Consider the following 16,594-nt stretch of genomic DNA (forward strand, 5'->3'; position numbering starts at 1 on the left):
GAATCCTGTGCATGGCGACGAACGCTGGCATCAGCGTCGCCATCGCAAGAAAATGTAACGATGTGGCTACTGTGACTGATGGGGTCAGTCGGCCGCCGGTAGGCTTCGGAACTATGTCCCCGTTTGTGACCAAGGCGAAATCCCCCTTGCTGGGAGGCCTGCTGGGCGTTGCCCTCGCCACCTCGGCCGCGCTGCTCCCCGCATCAGCCGTTGAGATGCCGCCCGGCGGGTATCCGTCCTGGGAGGATGTGCAGAAGGCGCAGCAGACGGAGACCGGCAAGGCCGCCGAAATCTCCAGGATCAATGACCTGCTCAACGGCCTGCAGCGCCAGTCCGAGTCGGTGGGGAGCGCCGCAGTGACATCGGCTGCGGACTATGCCGTGGCCGACGCCGCCCTCCAGTCCGCCACCGCCAGGGTGGACGCCTTGGCCGCGCAGGCTGCCCAGGCAAGCGGTGAACTGCTGCAGCACAGGAGGGAGATCGGCGCGCTGGCCGCCCAGTCCTACCGCACCGGCGGGACAGCCATGGGTTTCTTCGTGGCCCTGGACGCCCTGGAGGCCAACAGCGTCCATGGGCTCAACGTTGTTCACATTGTGGGTGGCAAGACCGCAGCCCTCGTCAACAAGGCGTCGACCGCCGGGAAAATCACCTCCTCGCTGGCCGACCAGGAGAAGGCTGCCAGGGCAGAGCGCGAGCGCCTTTCCGAGGAGGCAAAGAGCAAACTGGACGCAGCGCGTTCCGCACAGGATGCTGTGGCGCGACAGATCGCGGAGGAGCAGCGGCGCAGCGGGGAACTGACCGCACAGCTTGCCTCCCTCAAGGGGACGACGGCGGCAGTGGAGGGGGAGTACCGGCAGGGCCAGGCGGCGCTCGCGGCCTATGAGGCAACCCAGGCGGCAAAGCGGGCAGCCGCCGAGGAACAGGCCCGCCGGCCGGCGGCAGCCGGCGCCAGTGTTGCCGGTGCCGGAGCCCGGAATCCGCCGGCCGCGAATCCCGGGCTCCTGAATCCCGGCCCTCCCAATCCGGCCCCTCCCAATCCGGCCCGTCCCAATCCGGCACAGGCGAATCCTGTCCCGGCGGCTCCCGCCGCTCCAGCACCTCCGCCGGTGCCTGCTGTCCCGCCCGGCCCGCCCGCCGTCGTCGTACCTTCCGTGCCCGGCGGCGCCGTCAACGATCCGGCGGGGGCAAAGACCTATGCCTCCGGCCGCCTGGGCGCCTATGGCTGGGGCCAGGACCAGTTCCTGTGCCTCGCCCAGCTCTGGACCAAGGAATCCAACTGGCTGACCACCGCCACCAACCCCTATTCGGGCGCCTATGGAATCCCGCAGGCGCTGCCGCCGGGCAAATACGCCAGCGCCGGCGGCGACTGGCTCACCAGCTACCGCACGCAGATCGACTGGGGCCTTGGCTACATCCGTGAACGGTATGGCTCGCCGTGCGCGGCCTGGAACCACTCCGTGGCTAAAAACTGGTACTGACCCGCACTGGATGCACGGGCGGTTACGCTTTTCACATGCCTGATTTCGAACGGTTCCGGATCATGCTCGAGGAGGAGCGGCAACGGAAGGTGGCCCTGCTCCCCTCCCTCCGCGCGGATATCGCCTCGGCCAACTCGGCCCGCCAGGACTCGAACGTGGATGACGAACACGATCCGGAGGGCGCCACCATCGCCTTCGAACTCTCGCAGGCTTCGGCGCTGCTGAAGCAGAGCAGCGCAGGCCTGGACCAGGTGGAGGCCGCCCTCGCACGCCTTGCAGCCGGGACCTACGGCAGCTGCGCCGTCTGCGGTGAAGCCATAGCCGAAGGGCGGCTGGAGGCCCGGCCCTGGACGCCGTATTGCATCAACCATGCTGCGGCGGGCCGTCAGTGAGCAGCACCGCGGACATCGTCACGGCTGCGGCAGGATTCGTTGACCGCACGCTGCAGAATGAGGGTGCCTGGTACCGGGCGGACGACGTCGGGAGCAGGCTGGGCGGGGCCTTCGCCTCCTACGGTTCCTCGGTGGGCGCAGTCCGGGGAACCGTCCGCGATGCACTCCGGAAGTACAAGGACCTGGACCATGACGGGGTGGTGCTGCTCGCCTCCGCCCTGTGGGGCCAGCCGAAGCCGGGTGCCCGGCCCGTCTTCGAACGGCGGCTGGCGGCCGTGGTGCTGCTCCAGTCCAGGGTGGGTGTCCTCCGGCACTCCGACCTGACCCGGATGGAGGCCTTCCTCCGCTCCGCGCAGACCCGGGAACTCGCCGATCCGCTGGTGGCCGATGTGGTGGTGCCGCTGCTTGCCGGGCTGCCCGACCGGGACCGGCAGCGGGCGGACGTCGTCCTGGCCCGGTGGCGGAAGGACCCGGACACCCGGCTGCGCCAGGCAGCGGCCCTGATTGACCAGCAAGCCAGACCGGAAGCCCCACCACAAGGAGACACCCATGAACGAGCCCTTTGACCTGGAACGCTTCGTCTCGGCGCAGGACAGCGGCGGAACCTACGATCAGGCGCTGGCAGAGCTGCAACTGGGCCGAAAATCCGGCCACTGGATGTGGTTCATCTTTCCGCAGATTGCGGGCCTGGGGCACAGCGCAACGTCCCGGACATACGCCATCAGCTCGCTGGCCGAAGCCCGCGCATACCTTGAGCACGACGTGCTGGGACCGCGCCTGCTCGCATGCGCCCAGGCACTCACCAATCACGCCGGGCGCGCCGCAGAGGACATCCTGGGCGGCATCGACGCCCGCAAACTGCAGTCGTCCATGACGCTTTTCCTCCGCGCCGCGCCCGGCGAAACGGTGTTCAAAACCGTCCTGGCCCAGTTTTTCGACGGCCAGCCGGACGAAGCCACTGACGCCCTGCTGGCTGAACAGGACGGCGCATAGGCGCTACGGCGTGGGGCTGCCGCCGTTGACGTTCAGCGTTTCACCAATGACGAAGCTGGACTCCGGAGAGGCGAGGAACACGTACGCGGGCGCAAGTTCCGCCGGCTGCCCGGCGCGGCCCAGGGGAGTGGACTGCCCGAACTCCGGCAGGTCCTCCTTCGGCTGGCCGCTGCTGACCTGCAGCGGGGTCCAGATGGGCCCCGGCGCAACGGCGTTCACCCGGATGCCCTTGGGCGCCAGCTGCTGCGCCAGGCCCTTGGTGAAATTGTTGATGCTGGCCTTGGTGGTGGCATAGTCCACGAGCGTCGGCGACGGGTTGTAGGCCTGCACGGACGTGGTGTTGATGATGGTGGAGCCGGCAGGCATATGCGGCAGCGCGGCCTTGGTCAGCCAGAACATCGCATACACATTGGTCTTGAGCGTGTGGTCGAACTGCTCGTCGGTGATGTTGGCCAGCTCCTCCTGCGCCACCTGCTTGCCCGCGTTGTTGACCAGGATGTCCACGCCGCCCAGGACAGCCACCGCCGTGTCCACGACCTCGCGGCAGACCACCGGGTCCTTGAGGTCCCCGGGAACCTTGACGGCCTTGCGGCCCGCGGCTTCGATGATGCCGGCAATCCGGGCAGCGTCCTCCTCCTCCTGGGGCAGGTATGACAGGACAACGTCGGCCCCTTCCCGCGCGAAGGCGATGGCCGCCGCCGCGCCGATCCCGGAGTCCGCCCCCGTGACGATCGCCTTCCGGCCCTCCAGCCGGCCGGTACCGCGGTAGGTGTCCTCCCCGAGGTCCGCCTTGGGCGTCAGCTCCGCATCCAGGCCGGGCTCGGGCTGGTGCTGTTCCGGCGGGGAGATCTGCTCGTAGGCGGTGACCGGGTTACGGAAGGTGTACTGGTCTGTCATGGTGGTCCTCCTGGTGGTTGGTGGATTCCAAAAGCTAAGCATGCTTACCGTTCAAGCCTAGGCATCGAGCGGCCACCTGCCAACCCGTGATTACACCCGCTGGACTTCCACCAGGCGCACTTGCGCGAGCTTGCCGCCGTCGACCGTCGCTGTCATGAAAGTGCAGGCGGGCTGCCGGCGGCGGTCCGTGGGGGAGCCCGGGTTCAGCAGCCGCAGGCCTCTTGGGGAGGTTGTGTCCCAGGGGATGTGGCTGTGCCCGAAAACCAGGACATCGGCATCCGGGAAAAGGGCCTCGCACCGCAACTCCCGCCCCTTGGCCTGCCCGGTTTCATGCACCATGGCAAAACGGACGCCTTCCAGGGTGATGTGCGCCGTTTCGGGGAGGCGGCTGCGCAGGTCCGGGCCGTCGTTGTTCCCGTACACGCCCACCAGCGAACGGCTCCGCTGTTCCAACCGGTCCAGCAATGCCGCCTCCACCCAGTCCCCCGCATGGAACACCACGTCGGCGTGCTCGACGGCGGACCACACCTGGGCGGGAAGGTCCCTGGCCCGTTTGGGGACATGGGTATCGGCAATCAGGAGGAGGCTGAGCGGCATAGGGAAATCCTGCCATGCGGGGCCTGTTCCGGCCCGCCGCGTGGACGTAATCTGGGGGCTGGAGGTGATTGCCATGGAGGCAGCGCAGGGTGACCGGATCATCGTCCACGGAAGGACTGTGGGATCCACGGACCGTCACGGGGTGATCGTTGAAGTGCGTGGCCAGGGCGGAACACCGCCCTACCTGGTCCGCTTTGACGACGGACACGAAACCATCATGTATCCCGGCGGCGATTTCGCCGTCGACCGCGGGCACGGCACCTGAGGCCGGGCGGTGTGCTGGGCCCAGGATGAATGAGCTGGCAGACTGGCGTGATGGATCATTCACCGGCCTCCGCAGCATCCTCCACTCCGCCCGTCCGGACCGGTCCCCGGGATCCCGGTGACGCCTGGGTGGAGGGGGAGCGCGGCCGCTACTGGGGCCGGTTCGGGGCTGCGGGAGTGCTTGCCTATGACCCGTCCAAAGGCGTTCTGCTCCAGCATCGGGCTGTCTGGAGCCATAACGGCGGTACCTGGGGGCTGCCGGGCGGGGCCCTCCACGAAAACGAAGAACCCGTTGACGGGGCCCTCCGCGAAGCCTTTGAGGAAGCGGCGGTGCCGCCTGCGGGCGTGGACGTGCTCTTCACCTCGGTGCTGGATCTCGGCTACTGGTCCTACACCACCGTGGTGGTGCTGGTGCGGGAGCCTTTCGATCCGGTGATCAGCGATCCCGAGAGCATTGAACTGCTCTGGGTTCCGCTGGGCGAGGTGGAATCGAAGGAACTGCACCCCGGATTCGCTGCGGCATGGCCTGCCTTGCGGGAGCGGCTGGCGTCCCGGTAAGGCGCGCTGCCTAGTAGTCCGGGCCGTATTCGGCGGTGACCAGGATGGGAAGGTGGTCCGAGTTGCCGCGCGGAAGTGTCTCCACGCTCTGGATGTCCAGGCCCAGGGACGTCGCGAAGTCGAAGTGGCCCTTGAAAACCTTGTACCGGGTGTAGGTGCGGCGGTTGCTCAGGGACAGCGCATAACCCGAATTCTTCATGTGGATATCAAGGTTCTTGGTGAAGAACGGGTAGTTGAAGTCGCCCACCATCAGGGTCATCAGGCCCTTGCCCATGCTCAGCAGCTCGGCATGGGCGGCATGGATCTGCTTGCGGCGAAGCGAATTGGACGCGGTGAGCGGGGCGGCGTGGAACGATCCGATCACCAGTTCATGCTGGGTGTCATTGTCCATCACCCGCGTTCCGATCAGCCTCTCATGGGCCGGTGCCAGCACCCTGTCATGCATCGACTTCTTCAGCGCGAAGGACTGGGTGTCCAGCGCGGTGAAGCGGCTGGTGCGGTAGTAGATGGCCAAACCCAGCCGGTTGCCCTTGGTGGTGTCCGCCAGGTGCAGGGGACCCAGGGTTTCCGGCAGGTCGCTGGAATCCACCTCCTGGAGGCACAGCGCATCGATGTCATGATTCCGGGCCAGGGCGAGGAGCTCGCCGCTGGCCTTGTGCTTGCGGAGGTTGTAGCTGATGACGCGCATGGAACACCTCTTCCGAGGGATGCTGACAGGACCAGTTCCTGAGTCTAGTCCGCTGCCTTCCTCCACGTTCAAACATTTCAATCCGACCCGCTGGCCGGTCCTCCGGCCCCAGCAGATAGAGTTAGTGCCAATTCACTGAGATCCGCCGAAAGGTCACCGTTGACTGAAGAGCTTCCCGAACTGGCGCACGGCAATGCCTACTACCAAAACCTGGGCGGCGGCCGCTTCCGCTCCACCATCCACGCGCAGGGCGCCTGGAACGTCCACGAGCAGCACATGGCACCCGCGTCCGGCCTGATGGCTGATGCCCTGGAACGGCACCAGCCGCGGGCGGACATGCGGATGGCACGCCTGAGCTACGAGATCCTGGGGCTGATCCCCGGCGGCGGGTTCCACATCGAAACCTCCACCCTCCGGCCCGGGCGGACCATCGAGCTGTTGCAGGCCGAACTCGTTGCCGACGGCCGGACCGCCATCCGCGCCACGGCGTGGCGGATGATCACCAGCGATACCGCCGCGGTGGCAGCCATCGAGGACACGGCCATTCCCGGGCCCGACGACTGCAAACCCTATGACGGTTCCGCCGTTTGGCCCGGCGGCTACATCAGGTCCCTGGAGATGCGCGTGGCCGAAGGGCACCGGCCGGGGGCCGGCAAAGTCTGGCTCCGCACCGACCATCCGTTGACGGACCGGAACGACAGCAGCGACCTGGCCCGGCTGATGGGGCTGGTGGACACAGCCAACGGCATCGCCGCCCGGGTTCCGCCCGGCAAGGACAGCTACGCCTTTCCCAACCTGGACCTGCAGATCCACATGTACCGCCGCCCGGAGGGGGAGTGGCTGGGCCTGGACAACGCCGTGTCCTTCGGCCGGGACGGGATTGGACTGACGTCAACGGTCCTGCACGACCGGCAGGGCCCGTTCGGCCGCGCCGAGCAGATCCTGACGCTCCGCAGGACCTGACTCCTCTGACGGCCGCCCCGCCGGGCCTCCCCGGTTGTATCGTTAAGTATCGTTGTATATCGTTCGCGATTCACAGAGGAGACCGTCATGCGTGGCTCGTACCCGACATATGGATTCGGCGGCACCAATATCGACGGCCTGTGGCAGGCTGTGGACGAACTGCGTTCCCGGTTCGAGAAGCGCGCCGGCACCCGCGCCGGCAAGGGCGAAGTGCGGGCGGCGGTGCTGGCCCTGCTGGCAGAGCGCCCCATGCACGGCTACCAGATCATCCGCGAAATTGAGGACCGGAGCGGCGGCAGCTGGAAGCCGAGCGCGGGCTCCGTCTACCCCACGCTTCAACTGCTGGCCGACGAGGGCGTCATCAGTGCCGAGGAATCCAACGGCCGCAAGATCTACAGCCTCACCGAAGCCGGCCGGGAGGAAGTTGCCCGCGACCACCCATCGGCTCCATGGGACGCAGCAGGCCCCCACGGCGGAGCCGAGTTCATGTCCCTGCCCAAGGCAGGCGTTGAGCTCGCCCAGGCAGCGGCGCAGGTGAACCGCACGGGATCACCCGAACAGGTGAGGCAGGCCGTGGCGGTCCTCGAGGAGGCACGCCGCCGGATGTACTCGATTCTCGCCCAGGACTGACGCGGGTGCCGTCCCTCCGCCGGGGCCGGTCCGCTCCGGCACCGGGCGCGGGAAACACCCGTGCCCGCTACCGCCGCATCCTCCGGTTCGCTGCCTGGCACCTGGCAATCACCTGGTGGTTCGAACTGTTCCTCCCCAGGATCGGGCTGGCCAGGGTTGCCGCACGGACGCGTTCGCCGAGGATGCAGCGCTTCGCCCGGCGTTTCCATGTCCTGGCCGTGGACCTGGGCGGCCTGATGATCAAGGTGGGCCAGTTCCTGTCATCCCGGCTTGACGTTTTGCCACCCGAAATCACCGAGGAGCTCGAGGGCCTTCAGGACGAGGTTCCGCCGGTCCCTTTCCCCGCCATCCGCGCCCTTGCCGAGTCCGAGCTGGGATTCCCGCTTGAGCGGGCGTTCGCTATGTTCGAGGAAACTCCGCTCGCCGCCGCATCCCTGGGCCAGGCGCACCGTGCACGGCTCCTTCCTGACGACGCCGACGAGTTCGGGATCAAGGACGTTGTGGTCAAGGTGCAGCGTCCGGGGATTGACGCGATCGTCGACGTCGACCTGGCCGCGCTGCGCAGGGTGGCCGGATGGCTCAGCCACTTCCGGTTTGTGTCCGAGCGTGCCGACATGCCCGCCCTGCTGGAGGAATTCGCGCAGACCAGCTTTGAGGAGATCGACTACCTTCACGAGGCTGCCGGCTCCGAGCGATTCGCCGCCGATTTTGCCGGCGACGTCCGAGTGCAGGTGCCCCTGCCCGTCTGGGAGCGGTGCACCCGCCGCGTCCTCACCCTCGAGGATGTCACGGCCATCAAGATCACCGATGTGGCTGCGCTTCGTGCGGCCGGCATCGACCCCGCGGCGGTGGCTCCCGTCTTCGCCGCGGTCATGTTCGACCAGCTGTTCACCAACGGCTTCTTCCACGCCGACCCCCACCCCGGCAACATCTTCGTCACCCCCGCACCTGCCGGCGCCGGGGAACATCCCTGGAAACTGACGTTCATCGATTTCGGCATGATGGGCGAGGTCACAGCCTCAACCCGCACCGGCCTGCGCAGGCTCCTGATCGCTGCCGCAGCTCGTGACGGCAAGGGACTCGTTGCCGCCATCCGTGAAGTGGGCGTCCTGGTACCGGCGGCCGACACCGTGGAGCTGGAGCGGGCCATGACGCATCTCTTCGCCCGGTTCGGTGGGATGGGTTTCGCGGAACTCCGCGAGGTGGATCCAGGCGAGTTCCGTGACTTCGCGGTGGAATTCGGCGACGTGGTCCGTTCACTGCCATTCCAGCTGCCGGAGAACTTCCTGCTCATCATCCGCGCAGTATCGCTGACCTCGGGGGTGTGCAGCTCCCTGGACGCCCGCTACAACCTCTGGGACTCGGTGGAACCGTATGCGGCCCGGTTGCTGCGCGACGAGCGCGGCAACATCGTGCAGGACGCCGCCCGGCAGGCGATTGACGCCGGGGGACTCGCCTTTCGGCTGCCCGGGCGGCTGGACGGCCTCATCACCCGCGCTGAGGAGGGGAACCTCCCTGTTGCCAACCCGCGCCTTGAGCGGCAGGTTGCCCGGCTGGACCGCACGGCCCGCCGTTCGGCGTCGGCCGTGGTCTTCGCTGCCCTTCTCATTGCGGGGGCCCTGATACGGGCGGACGACTCCGCATTGGGCAACCTGCTGATGGCAGCGTCCGTGGTCCCGCTGCTCCACGGCCTGTGGGTGGGGCGCCGCGGCCTGTGATGCGGGAGGCTGAACCGGTCGAACACGATGCCGCGGTGTAAATGACCTGGAAGGCTACGGCGTAACCTAGGTGGGGCTTGTCCGCCGGCAGCTCCCCGAAATGGCTGCGGTAGAACGGGGCCGAGTTTGAGCCAGACGGCGTCAATCCACGGCGAACGCGGCGGCAACAACAAGGAACAGCAAGACCACAAGGGAGCCTAGCAACATGCATGACGCCGGTCCGGGACCCCGCACACTGACAGTGGTGCGGCAGGAAGCCTCGCTGGGAGCAGGCCGTGACCTGGAATTCGGGCTGGAGCTCCTGGCCAGGGCCAAGTCCGGGGAGATCGGGCCAACCCTGCGGCTCTACCGGCCCGCCCCCACCGTCGCCTTCGGCCAGCGCGACACCCGCCTGCCGGGATTCGAAGCAGCCGCGCAGGCATGCAGGGACAACGGCTTCGAGCCGCTGGTGCGCAGGGCCGGGGGACGCGCCGCCGCCTACCACCAGGGGACCCTGGTGGTGGACCACATCGAGCCGGACCCGGATGCCGTTGCCGGCTCCAAGACCCGGTTCGGGCACTTCGGGGAGTTGTTTGCCCAGGCGTTGCGCAGGGCAGGGGTGCAGGCGGCTGTCGGGGAAATACCCGGTGAATACTGCCCCGGAGAGTTCAGCGTGCACGGCACTGATTCCGCCCGCCCGGCGCACCGCGTGAAACTCGTGGGCACGGCCCAGCGGGTGGTTGCCGGCGGGTGGCTTTTCAGTTCGGTGATCGTGGTGGAAAACTCCGCACCGATACGGAGAGTCCTGACCGACAGCTACGCAGCCTTGGGGCTGGAGTGGGACCCTGCCACGGCCGGGGCGGTGGACGACCTGGTTCCCGGCGTGAATGTGGAGGCCGTGGTGGATGCAGTCCTGCAGACGTATGCGGGCCATGCCACCCTGGAAACTGCTTCCTTCAGCAGCCTGGGGGCATGACCCGCAACGGTTCGAACGGCCGGGCGGCCGCGGTGGTTATGCTGCCAGGCGCGTCTTGACCTCGGCGGCGGAGGGGTTGGTGGCGGCTGTGCCGTCCGGGAACAGGACCGTGGGAACGGTGCGGTTGCCGCCGTTCAGCTGCTCCACGAGTTCGGCCGTGCCCTCCACTTCCTCGATGTTGATCTCGGTGTAGCCGATGCCCTGCGCGTCCAGCTGCTTCTTGAGCCGGTTGCAGTAACCGCACCAGGTGGTGGAAAACATGGTGATGGTGCCGGATTCGGGAGTGAAGTCCACAGAATTCTCCTCTGCGTCGATGTAGGTTTCGTTCCTGTCAACGGTAGCGCGCCGCCCGGTATTCCCCCTGCCCGGAGGTCCCGGTGCCGCCTGGATGACAGTATGTGGCGCCGATGGCATGCTGGAGCCATGTGTGGACGCTATGTGATGGCACGTGCCGTGGGGGACCTCCTGGCAGAGTTCGACGCCGAGCTGGAGGACGAGGTGAGCATCCCGCCCTCGTGGAACGTGGCGCCCACCGATGATGTCCCGATCGTCCTGGAACGGCTGATCGACGACGGCCCGGCCCGTAAGCAGGTACGCCAGCTGCATGTTGCAAAGTGGGGCCTGGTCCCTTCCTGGGCGAAGGATCCCGGCATCGGGTCACGGATGATCAACGCCAGGAGCGAATCGGTGCTGGAGAAGCCGGCCTTCCGCAAGGCCGTGCAGTCCCGGCGCTGCGCCGTACCGGCAGACGGGTACTACGAATGGAAGCAGGGCCCCGGGAAATCGAAGCAGCCCTACTACGTGCATCCCGGAGAGAACCGGGGCCTGGTCTTTGCCGGGCTCTACGAATGGTGGAAGGACCCGTCCGTCCCAGCCGGGGAACCGGGGCAATGGCTGCTGTCCACGTCGATCCTGACGACCGATACGCCGCCTCCGGGCAGTGAATCGACGGTCTTCGGAAAGTTGACCGCACTGCATGACCGGGTTCCCCTGCCCATGGACAAGGCGACCATGCAGGCCTGGCTCGATCCCGACGTGGACGACGCCGCCGGGCTGGTGGACCTGGTGCGGTCGGGGGTCAAGGACGTGGCAGCGGACTGGCGGGTGGAGTCCGTGGGCAAGGAGGTAGGCAACGTGCGCAACAACGGGCCCGAACTGATCCAGCCGGTGGAGGCCCTGTTCTAGCAGGCCGGGCTTCTCCAGCAGGCCATGCGGCGCTGCCGCCGGCCTATACGGTGACCGCGCCGCCGTCGTCCACTGCCCAGGTGGGGTTGTACGCAACTTCCCAGCGGAAACCGTCGGGGTCGGCGAAGTAGCCGCTGTAGCCGCCCCAGGGCTGCGTCACCGGCTCGGCGATGATGGCGGCCCCCGCCGCTGCTGCCTCCGCCATGACCCGGTCCACCTCTTCCGTGCTGGCAAGGTTGTGGCTCAAGGTGATGCACGGCACCGGACCCGGGGCGCTGACGCCCGCCTCGGCCTGCATTTGCCGGGCGTCCCACAGGGAGAGCACAAGGCCGTGGTTTACCTGGATGAAGACGACGTCGCCGGGGACCTCCTGGTGGACCGGCCAGCCGAGGCCCTCAACATAGAAGGCACGGGACGCCGGGACGCTGCTGACACCTAATGAGATGAAGTCGACTCGGGGCTGCATGCTTCGATACTGTCAGACGATGGCAACAATTCAAGGAAACGATAGAGACGCTTTGGCCGACAAGGAACAGCTCGCTGCCGTCCGGGTTGCTGTTGACGAAGTGGATGAGCAGATTGTCACCCTCATCGCCCGCCGCGAACGGCTGATCCGCATCGCCGGAACCCTGAAGGGCGACGACGCTGAAGTCCGCGCCCCGGGGCGGGTGGAACGGATCATCGAGCATGTCCGGTCCGCGGCCGAAAAGAAGGACATCGATCCGGACATCGTCGAATCGACCTACCGCGCCATGATCTCCGGCTTCATCGAGCTCGAGATGCGGGTCCACAAACAAAACAGCTGACCCTTTACAGGTCAGCTCACGCCTTCTTACAGTGCTTCATCCACCGGAACGCCGGACTGGAATTCCCGGCCGTCCGCCTCGCTGAAGCCTGTCATGACGTGTGACTTTCCGAGCCCATTAATGGCCGCGAGGGGAAAATGGCCGGTGATGGAGTTCTCTGAGTGGGTTACGCCCGAGAGGTCGTAGTTCTCTTCCGTGCTTTGCTCGTGGCTGAACGAGTAGAAGGCGATGGGTTCGCCGTTCATGAATTCAATGCCGAGCCGCCGCTGGGAGGAGTAGTCCGGGCTGGCCGCGACAAGCCCCACCACGTAGGCGCCGGAGCCTGGAATAGTACCGTCCAGATCGAAGGTGGCCACCAGGGTTGAGTCCTGGGCTTTGATGCTGACCTGCTTGAGGAGTGCGTCTTTGGTGTCCATGGCACAATCCTGCTCCCTGGCGTACGGTCCGTCCACCCCTGTGCTGAGGAAACGGAGGAAGCCGGCGAGGCTTCCCTGCCCACCTGTGGATGCGTTGGCCGGGAACCGGGCGTAGACTGGATATGTTCGAATACATATTCGAATAGTTTCAGTTTCACCGGGAGGCGCCCATGGGCATGTTCAGCGAATCCGTTGATGTTGCCTGCGCTCCTGACGGCCAACCGGTAAGCCTTACCTGGTCACGACGTTCCTACACTGTCTGTGCTGAACCCGTCCGCTGGTATGAACGCCGGCAATGGTGGGATGAAGTCAGCCGGGCACCGCTTGGAAGCGGGCAGGGAGTGGTTGACCACGAGATCTGGCGTGTCCAGGTACTGCCGGTTGACGGCCGCGAACGCACCGGCCGGGAGCAGGACGAACCGCTCACCCTCGACCTCACCCGGCACATTGGCAGCGGCCGCTGGCGGCTGCTGCGGATCCATGACGGCCTCCGACCCACAACAGCATGAGCTTTACGCATCTTCACGTCTCCACGGCATTCAGTGCCCACTACGGCGTCTCCTGGCCGGAAGAACTTGCCCAAAGCGCGGCAGCTGACGGTGCCACAGCGCTCGCCTGTACTGACCGTGACGGCCTGTACGGGACCATCAAGCACCTCAAGGCATGCATGGCGGCAGGAATCGATCCCATTGTGGGGGTGGACCTTGCAGTCTTTGACGACGACGGCGATCACCGCACCCAGGTGGCGGGCAGGGTGGTGGTGCTTGCACGCGGCCATAACAACGGGGCAGGGTACCGTGCCTTATGCCGGCTGGTCTCTGATGCCCATGCCCGGACCTCCGGGAAGTCCGGGGGAGCCGTACCGGTGGCTGTCACGCGCGCCGAGCTTGCCTCCCGGACCCTTGACCCCCACACACTCAAGCCGGTATTGACCGTCCTGCTCGGGCCGGATTCGGACGTCGGCCTGGCCATGGGAGGGCGGAGATACCTCCGGCCCCGGACACTGTTCAAGCAGTGGCTGGACGTCATGCCCGGCGGGACCGTGGTTGCCGAGATTGTCTCGCAGCTAAGTCCCCCAGGTTCCCCGCTGAGTACCTCCCACGCTGTGCGTATGCTCCGGCTCGCCGAGGAACACCACATTCCGGCGATCCTGACCAACGCCGTCAGGTACTGCGCCGCGGATGGAGCGCCCACTGCCGATGTGCTTGACTCGGCCCGCACCCTGAAGTCCCTGCCGGAACTTGCCAGGGAGCCCCTGCTGCAGCCCACCGGCCAGGGATGGCTGAAAACATCGGCCCAGATGCTCCAGCTTGGCAAGGAGATCATTTCCGCAGCAGGATTTGGCGCCGCAGACCTCAAACAACTGATGACCCAAACCGAGGCGCTCGCCGATCTGTGCCGGATCGATCCCACTGCGGACATGGGGTGGAAACAACCGGTGGTTCCGGAGGCTTCGGTGATCGGGATCAGCCAGGACCCCCATGATGAACTGGTCCAGCGTTGCCACGCCGGAATCGGCAGGAGGTTCCCCGGGATAAGCGGAGCCGGGGAGAGGGCCATGCTTACCCGGCTGGAGCATGAACTGGGCATCATCCGGAATCTTGGCTTCTCCTCCTACTTCCTCACCGTCGCTGAAGTGTCACGGATGATCCAGGAGATGGGCGTCCGTGCTGCTGCCCGGGGGTCGGGGGCTTCCAGCCTGGTGAACTACCTGATTGATGTCAGCCAGGTGAACCCCCTCCAGCATGACCTGATCTTTGAACGCTTCCTTTCCCAGGACCGTGCCACACTTCCGGACATAGACATCGACGTCGAAAGCGCGGAGCGCCACAACGTGTACCGGCGGATTTTCGAGAGGTTCGGTGCCGAACGGGTCACGCTGATGAGCATGCAGAACGGCTACCGCGCCAGGGGTGCCGTGCGCGACGCCGGAATGGCGCTGGGCATGGACGACGGCGAGGTAGGGGAGATCGCCAAGCAGTTGTGGCGTTTTTCGGCCGGCAAATTCCGGGAGGCGCTGCAGGAAAAACCTGAACTGCGGGAGTTTGCCGGAAGGGTTGAGCGACGCGATGCTGCCGGAAACCAGCAATTGGACCTGCTGGTTGACCTGACTGAACGCCTTGACCGGCTGCCCCGCCACATTTCCATGCATCCCTGCGGAGTGATCCTGGGTGATGCCACCCTGCTGGACCGCACCCCGGTCCAGCCCAGCGGTCTCGGGCTGCCCATGAGCCAGTTCGATAAGCACGACATGGATCCCATGGGCATGCTCAAGCTCGATGTCCTGGGTGTCCGGATGCAAAGTGCCATGGCTTTTGCTGTCCGGGAGATCATCCGCATCCATCCCTCGAAGGAGGACGTGGTGGCGGCCGGGAACCATTCTCCCGGGCAGGACGGGTCGGGACCTGACTACATCGCGGACAACGGCCACATCGACCTCAATGCAGTGCCCCTCGATGACGAAGCGACGTTCGAGCTGATCAGGAGCACGCACACCCTTGGCTGCTTCCAGATCGAATCCCCGGGCCAGCGTGAACTGATCGGCAAGATGGCGCCTCGGGAGTTCAACGACCTCATCATCGATATTTCGCTGTTCCGTCCCGGGCCCATGAAATCTGACATGGTTCGGCCCTTCCTGGAACACCGGCACGGATTCGCCCCCGAGGTCTACCCGCACCCGCTCCTGAAGCCTGTTCTTCAGGAAACCCACGGGGTGACGGTTTTCCACGAACAGATCCTCAGGACATTCGACGTGATGACCGGTTGCGGGCTTGCGAAGGCCGATGAGTTCCGCCGGGCCCTCAGCAGCGAGGATGGCGAATCCCAGGTTGAGGAGTATTTCCGCAAGCACGCAAAGGCCAAGGGCTTTTCCCCTGACGTCATCGACAAGGTATGGGAAACCCTGAAGTCCTTTGCCAGCTTTGGGTTCTGCAAAGCGCACGGAGCTGCCTTCGCTGTCCCCACCTACCAGTCCGCATGGTTGAAAGCGCACCATCCCGAGGCATTCCTTGCCGGGTTGTGGGAGCACGACCCCGGGATGTACCCCAAGCGGCTGCTGGTGGCGGAAGCTCGAAGGCTTGGCATCCCGATCCTTCCCCTGGACATTAACCTGAGCAAAGCCGAATACCGGGTGGAACGGGTCAGGTCAGGGCAGGATGCCGGCAAGCTGGGGATCCGGCTGAGCCTTAATGGGATTTACGGGCTCTCTGCAACGGAGTTGAAAAGAATCGTCGCAGGCCAGCCCTACGACTCCCTGGCAGACCTTCGGGCACGGTCAAGAATCAGTAAGCCGAGCATCAAGCGGCTGGCGCAGCTTGGCGCCTTCGATTCCCTGCACCGGGAGGCGGGAGGCACGGCCAACCGGGCTGACCTGGTGCACCATCTGCAGAAGCTCCAGGCAACCAGCAGCAGAAAGGGGGTTGAAGTCCTTGAGGGGCAACTGTCCCTCCCGCTGGGAGATGTTGAACTGCGCAACGTCAGCCCGGGGCTGCCGGCACCCACGCTGGTGGACAATGTCCGTGCGGAACTTGACCTGATGGCCGTTGATGTCAGCTCGCATCTGATGGACAGCCACCGGCCCATGCTGGACAGGCTGGGCGTCATCACTGCAGACAAACTCCTTGGCCTGCGCAACGGCACGGAAGTGCTGGTGGCCGGCGTCCGGGTTGCCACCCAGACGCCTCCCATGAGGGGCGGCAGGAGGGTTGTCTTCATCAGCATCGACGACGGCACCGGATGCATCGATTCGGTGTTTTTCCACGAAGCGCAGGAAAACGCCGGGATGCTCCTGTTTGGCACCCGGCTGCTGTTGATCCGGGGCACCACACGCCGGACGGGCCCGCGTGGGATCAGCCTGAGCGCCAGCATGGCCTGGGACCTGAGCAGGACCGAAACCCTGCCGTTTCCGGACCCCTCCACGCCCGGGCAGGATGTGCCCCACCCCCTGGACGGGATCAGCAGGAGCCTCGCCATCACGGGATTTAACGGCTGAGCATGCCGTGCGCCGCGTTGGTCGGCCCTCAGTTGAACCGATAGCATTGACGATGGCTGGCTG

General features: G+C 66.0%; 20 protein-coding genes. 14 read left to right on the plus strand and 6 right to left on the minus strand.

What is annotated here, in order from left to right:
- The first annotated feature begins 113 nt into the window (after nt 1-113).
- Genes DXK94_RS15965 through DXK94_RS15980 form a run of 4 tightly spaced genes read left to right on the plus strand, consistent with a single transcriptional unit; the run spans nt 114 to nt 2,863 of the window.
- Nucleotides 114-1,478 (plus strand): lytic transglycosylase domain-containing protein, encoded by a 1,365-nt coding sequence (locus DXK94_RS15965; protein WP_115525720.1) that lies wholly within the window; start codon nt 114-116, stop codon nt 1,476-1,478.
- 35 nt (nt 1,479-1,513) lie between these two features.
- A complete protein-coding gene (locus DXK94_RS15970; RefSeq protein ID WP_079596256.1) occupies nt 1,514-1,870 on the plus strand; it encodes a TraR/DksA C4-type zinc finger protein in 357 nt (118 codons plus the stop codon).
- Nucleotides 1,867-2,436 (plus strand): DNA alkylation repair protein, encoded by a 570-nt coding sequence (locus DXK94_RS15975; protein WP_115525721.1) that lies wholly within the window; start codon nt 1,867-1,869, stop codon nt 2,434-2,436. Before DXK94_RS15970 ends, DXK94_RS15975 begins: the two co-directional genes overlap by 4 nt.
- The gene (locus DXK94_RS15980) at nt 2,420-2,863 is read left to right on the plus strand and encodes a DUF1810 domain-containing protein (protein ID WP_115525722.1); all 444 of its coding nucleotides are present in this window, start codon (nt 2,420-2,422) and stop codon (nt 2,861-2,863) included. Before DXK94_RS15975 ends, DXK94_RS15980 begins: the two co-directional genes overlap by 17 nt.
- Nucleotides 2,864-2,866: 3 nt before the next feature.
- Here the strand turns inward: DXK94_RS15980 and DXK94_RS15985 are convergent, their stop codons facing one another.
- Complete coding sequence (locus tag DXK94_RS15985) at nt 2,867-3,760, minus strand: glucose 1-dehydrogenase (protein ID WP_079596253.1); 894 nt, start codon at nt 3,758-3,760, stop codon at nt 2,867-2,869.
- 90 nt (nt 3,761-3,850) lie between these two features.
- A complete protein-coding gene (locus DXK94_RS15990) occupies nt 3,851-4,357 on the minus strand; it encodes a metallophosphoesterase (protein ID WP_079596252.1) in 507 nt (168 codons plus the stop codon).
- Nucleotides 4,358-4,430: 73 nt separating this feature from the next.
- Here DXK94_RS15990 and DXK94_RS15995 point away from each other — a divergent pair, with 73 nt between their 5' ends.
- Both DXK94_RS15995 and DXK94_RS16000 read left to right on the plus strand, forming a co-directional pair.
- Nucleotides 4,431-4,622, plus strand: a complete 192-nt coding sequence (locus tag DXK94_RS15995; protein ID WP_079596414.1) for a DUF1918 domain-containing protein — start codon at nt 4,431-4,433, stop codon at nt 4,620-4,622.
- A 50-nt stretch (nt 4,623-4,672) separates the two neighbouring features.
- Nucleotides 4,673-5,179 carry an NUDIX domain-containing protein gene (locus DXK94_RS16000; RefSeq protein WP_079596413.1) on the plus strand — a complete coding sequence of 169 codons (507 nt, stop codon included), beginning with the start codon at nt 4,673-4,675 and terminating at the stop codon, nt 5,177-5,179.
- Between the two features lie 10 nt (nt 5,180-5,189).
- Here the strand turns inward: DXK94_RS16000 and DXK94_RS16005 are convergent, their stop codons facing one another.
- Nucleotides 5,190-5,867, minus strand: coding sequence for an endonuclease/exonuclease/phosphatase family protein (locus DXK94_RS16005; RefSeq protein ID WP_079596251.1), 678 nt, complete (start codon nt 5,865-5,867; stop codon nt 5,190-5,192).
- Between the two features lie 159 nt (nt 5,868-6,026).
- On the opposite strand from DXK94_RS16005, the gene DXK94_RS16010 reads away from it, so the two are divergent.
- The 4 genes from DXK94_RS16010 to DXK94_RS16030 all read left to right on the plus strand — a co-directional run bounded on the left by DXK94_RS16010 (nt 6,027) and on the right by DXK94_RS16030 (nt 10,133).
- Complete coding sequence (locus DXK94_RS16010) at nt 6,027-6,830, plus strand: thioesterase family protein (protein WP_079596250.1); 804 nt, start codon at nt 6,027-6,029, stop codon at nt 6,828-6,830.
- Nucleotides 6,831-6,917: 87 nt separating this feature from the next.
- Nucleotides 6,918-7,460, plus strand: a complete 543-nt coding sequence (locus DXK94_RS16015; protein WP_115525723.1) for a PadR family transcriptional regulator — start codon at nt 6,918-6,920, stop codon at nt 7,458-7,460.
- Nucleotides 7,461-7,465: 5 nt separating this feature from the next.
- Nucleotides 7,466-9,178 carry an AarF/ABC1/UbiB kinase family protein gene (locus tag DXK94_RS16020; RefSeq protein ID WP_115525724.1) on the plus strand — a complete coding sequence of 571 codons (1,713 nt, stop codon included), beginning with the start codon at nt 7,466-7,468 and terminating at the stop codon, nt 9,176-9,178.
- A gap of 205 nt (nt 9,179-9,383) precedes the next feature.
- Nucleotides 9,384-10,133 (plus strand): lipoyl protein ligase domain-containing protein, encoded by a 750-nt coding sequence (locus tag DXK94_RS16030; RefSeq protein ID WP_115525725.1) that lies wholly within the window; start codon nt 9,384-9,386, stop codon nt 10,131-10,133.
- A 36-nt stretch (nt 10,134-10,169) separates the two neighbouring features.
- Here the strand turns inward: DXK94_RS16030 and DXK94_RS16035 are convergent, their stop codons facing one another.
- A complete protein-coding gene (locus DXK94_RS16035; protein ID WP_079596246.1) occupies nt 10,170-10,427 on the minus strand; it encodes a mycoredoxin in 258 nt (85 codons plus the stop codon).
- Nucleotides 10,428-10,574: 147 nt separating this feature from the next.
- Between DXK94_RS16035 and DXK94_RS16040 the strand changes: the two genes are divergently transcribed.
- Complete coding sequence (locus DXK94_RS16040; RefSeq protein ID WP_395929743.1) at nt 10,575-11,318, plus strand: SOS response-associated peptidase; 744 nt, start codon at nt 10,575-10,577, stop codon at nt 11,316-11,318.
- Between the two features lie 43 nt (nt 11,319-11,361).
- On the opposite strand, the gene DXK94_RS16045 is transcribed toward DXK94_RS16040, so the two are convergent.
- Nucleotides 11,362-11,784 (minus strand): VOC family protein, encoded by a 423-nt coding sequence (locus tag DXK94_RS16045; RefSeq protein WP_115525727.1) that lies wholly within the window; start codon nt 11,782-11,784, stop codon nt 11,362-11,364.
- Between the two features lie 19 nt (nt 11,785-11,803).
- On the opposite strand from DXK94_RS16045, the gene DXK94_RS16050 reads away from it, so the two are divergent.
- Nucleotides 11,804-12,124, plus strand: a complete 321-nt coding sequence (locus tag DXK94_RS16050) for a chorismate mutase (protein ID WP_079596243.1) — start codon at nt 11,804-11,806, stop codon at nt 12,122-12,124.
- A gap of 26 nt (nt 12,125-12,150) precedes the next feature.
- Here DXK94_RS16050 and DXK94_RS16055 read toward each other — a convergent pair whose 3' ends face one another.
- Nucleotides 12,151-12,540, minus strand: coding sequence for a hypothetical protein (locus tag DXK94_RS16055; RefSeq protein WP_079596242.1), 390 nt, complete (start codon nt 12,538-12,540; stop codon nt 12,151-12,153).
- 170 nt (nt 12,541-12,710) lie between these two features.
- Between DXK94_RS16055 and DXK94_RS16060 the strand changes: the two genes are divergently transcribed.
- Nucleotides 12,711-13,049 carry a hypothetical protein gene (locus DXK94_RS16060; RefSeq protein WP_115525728.1) on the plus strand — a complete coding sequence of 113 codons (339 nt, stop codon included), beginning with the start codon at nt 12,711-12,713 and terminating at the stop codon, nt 13,047-13,049.
- Nucleotides 13,046-16,531, plus strand: a complete 3,486-nt coding sequence (locus tag DXK94_RS16065) for a DNA polymerase III subunit alpha (RefSeq protein ID WP_115525729.1) — start codon at nt 13,046-13,048, stop codon at nt 16,529-16,531. Before DXK94_RS16060 ends, DXK94_RS16065 begins: the two co-directional genes overlap by 4 nt.
- The last annotated feature ends 63 nt before the right edge of the window (nt 16,532-16,594 follow it).

It is taken from the genome of Arthrobacter sp. RT-1 (assembly GCF_003367205.1).
Lineage (GTDB): Bacteria > Actinomycetota > Actinomycetes > Actinomycetales > Micrococcaceae > Arthrobacter.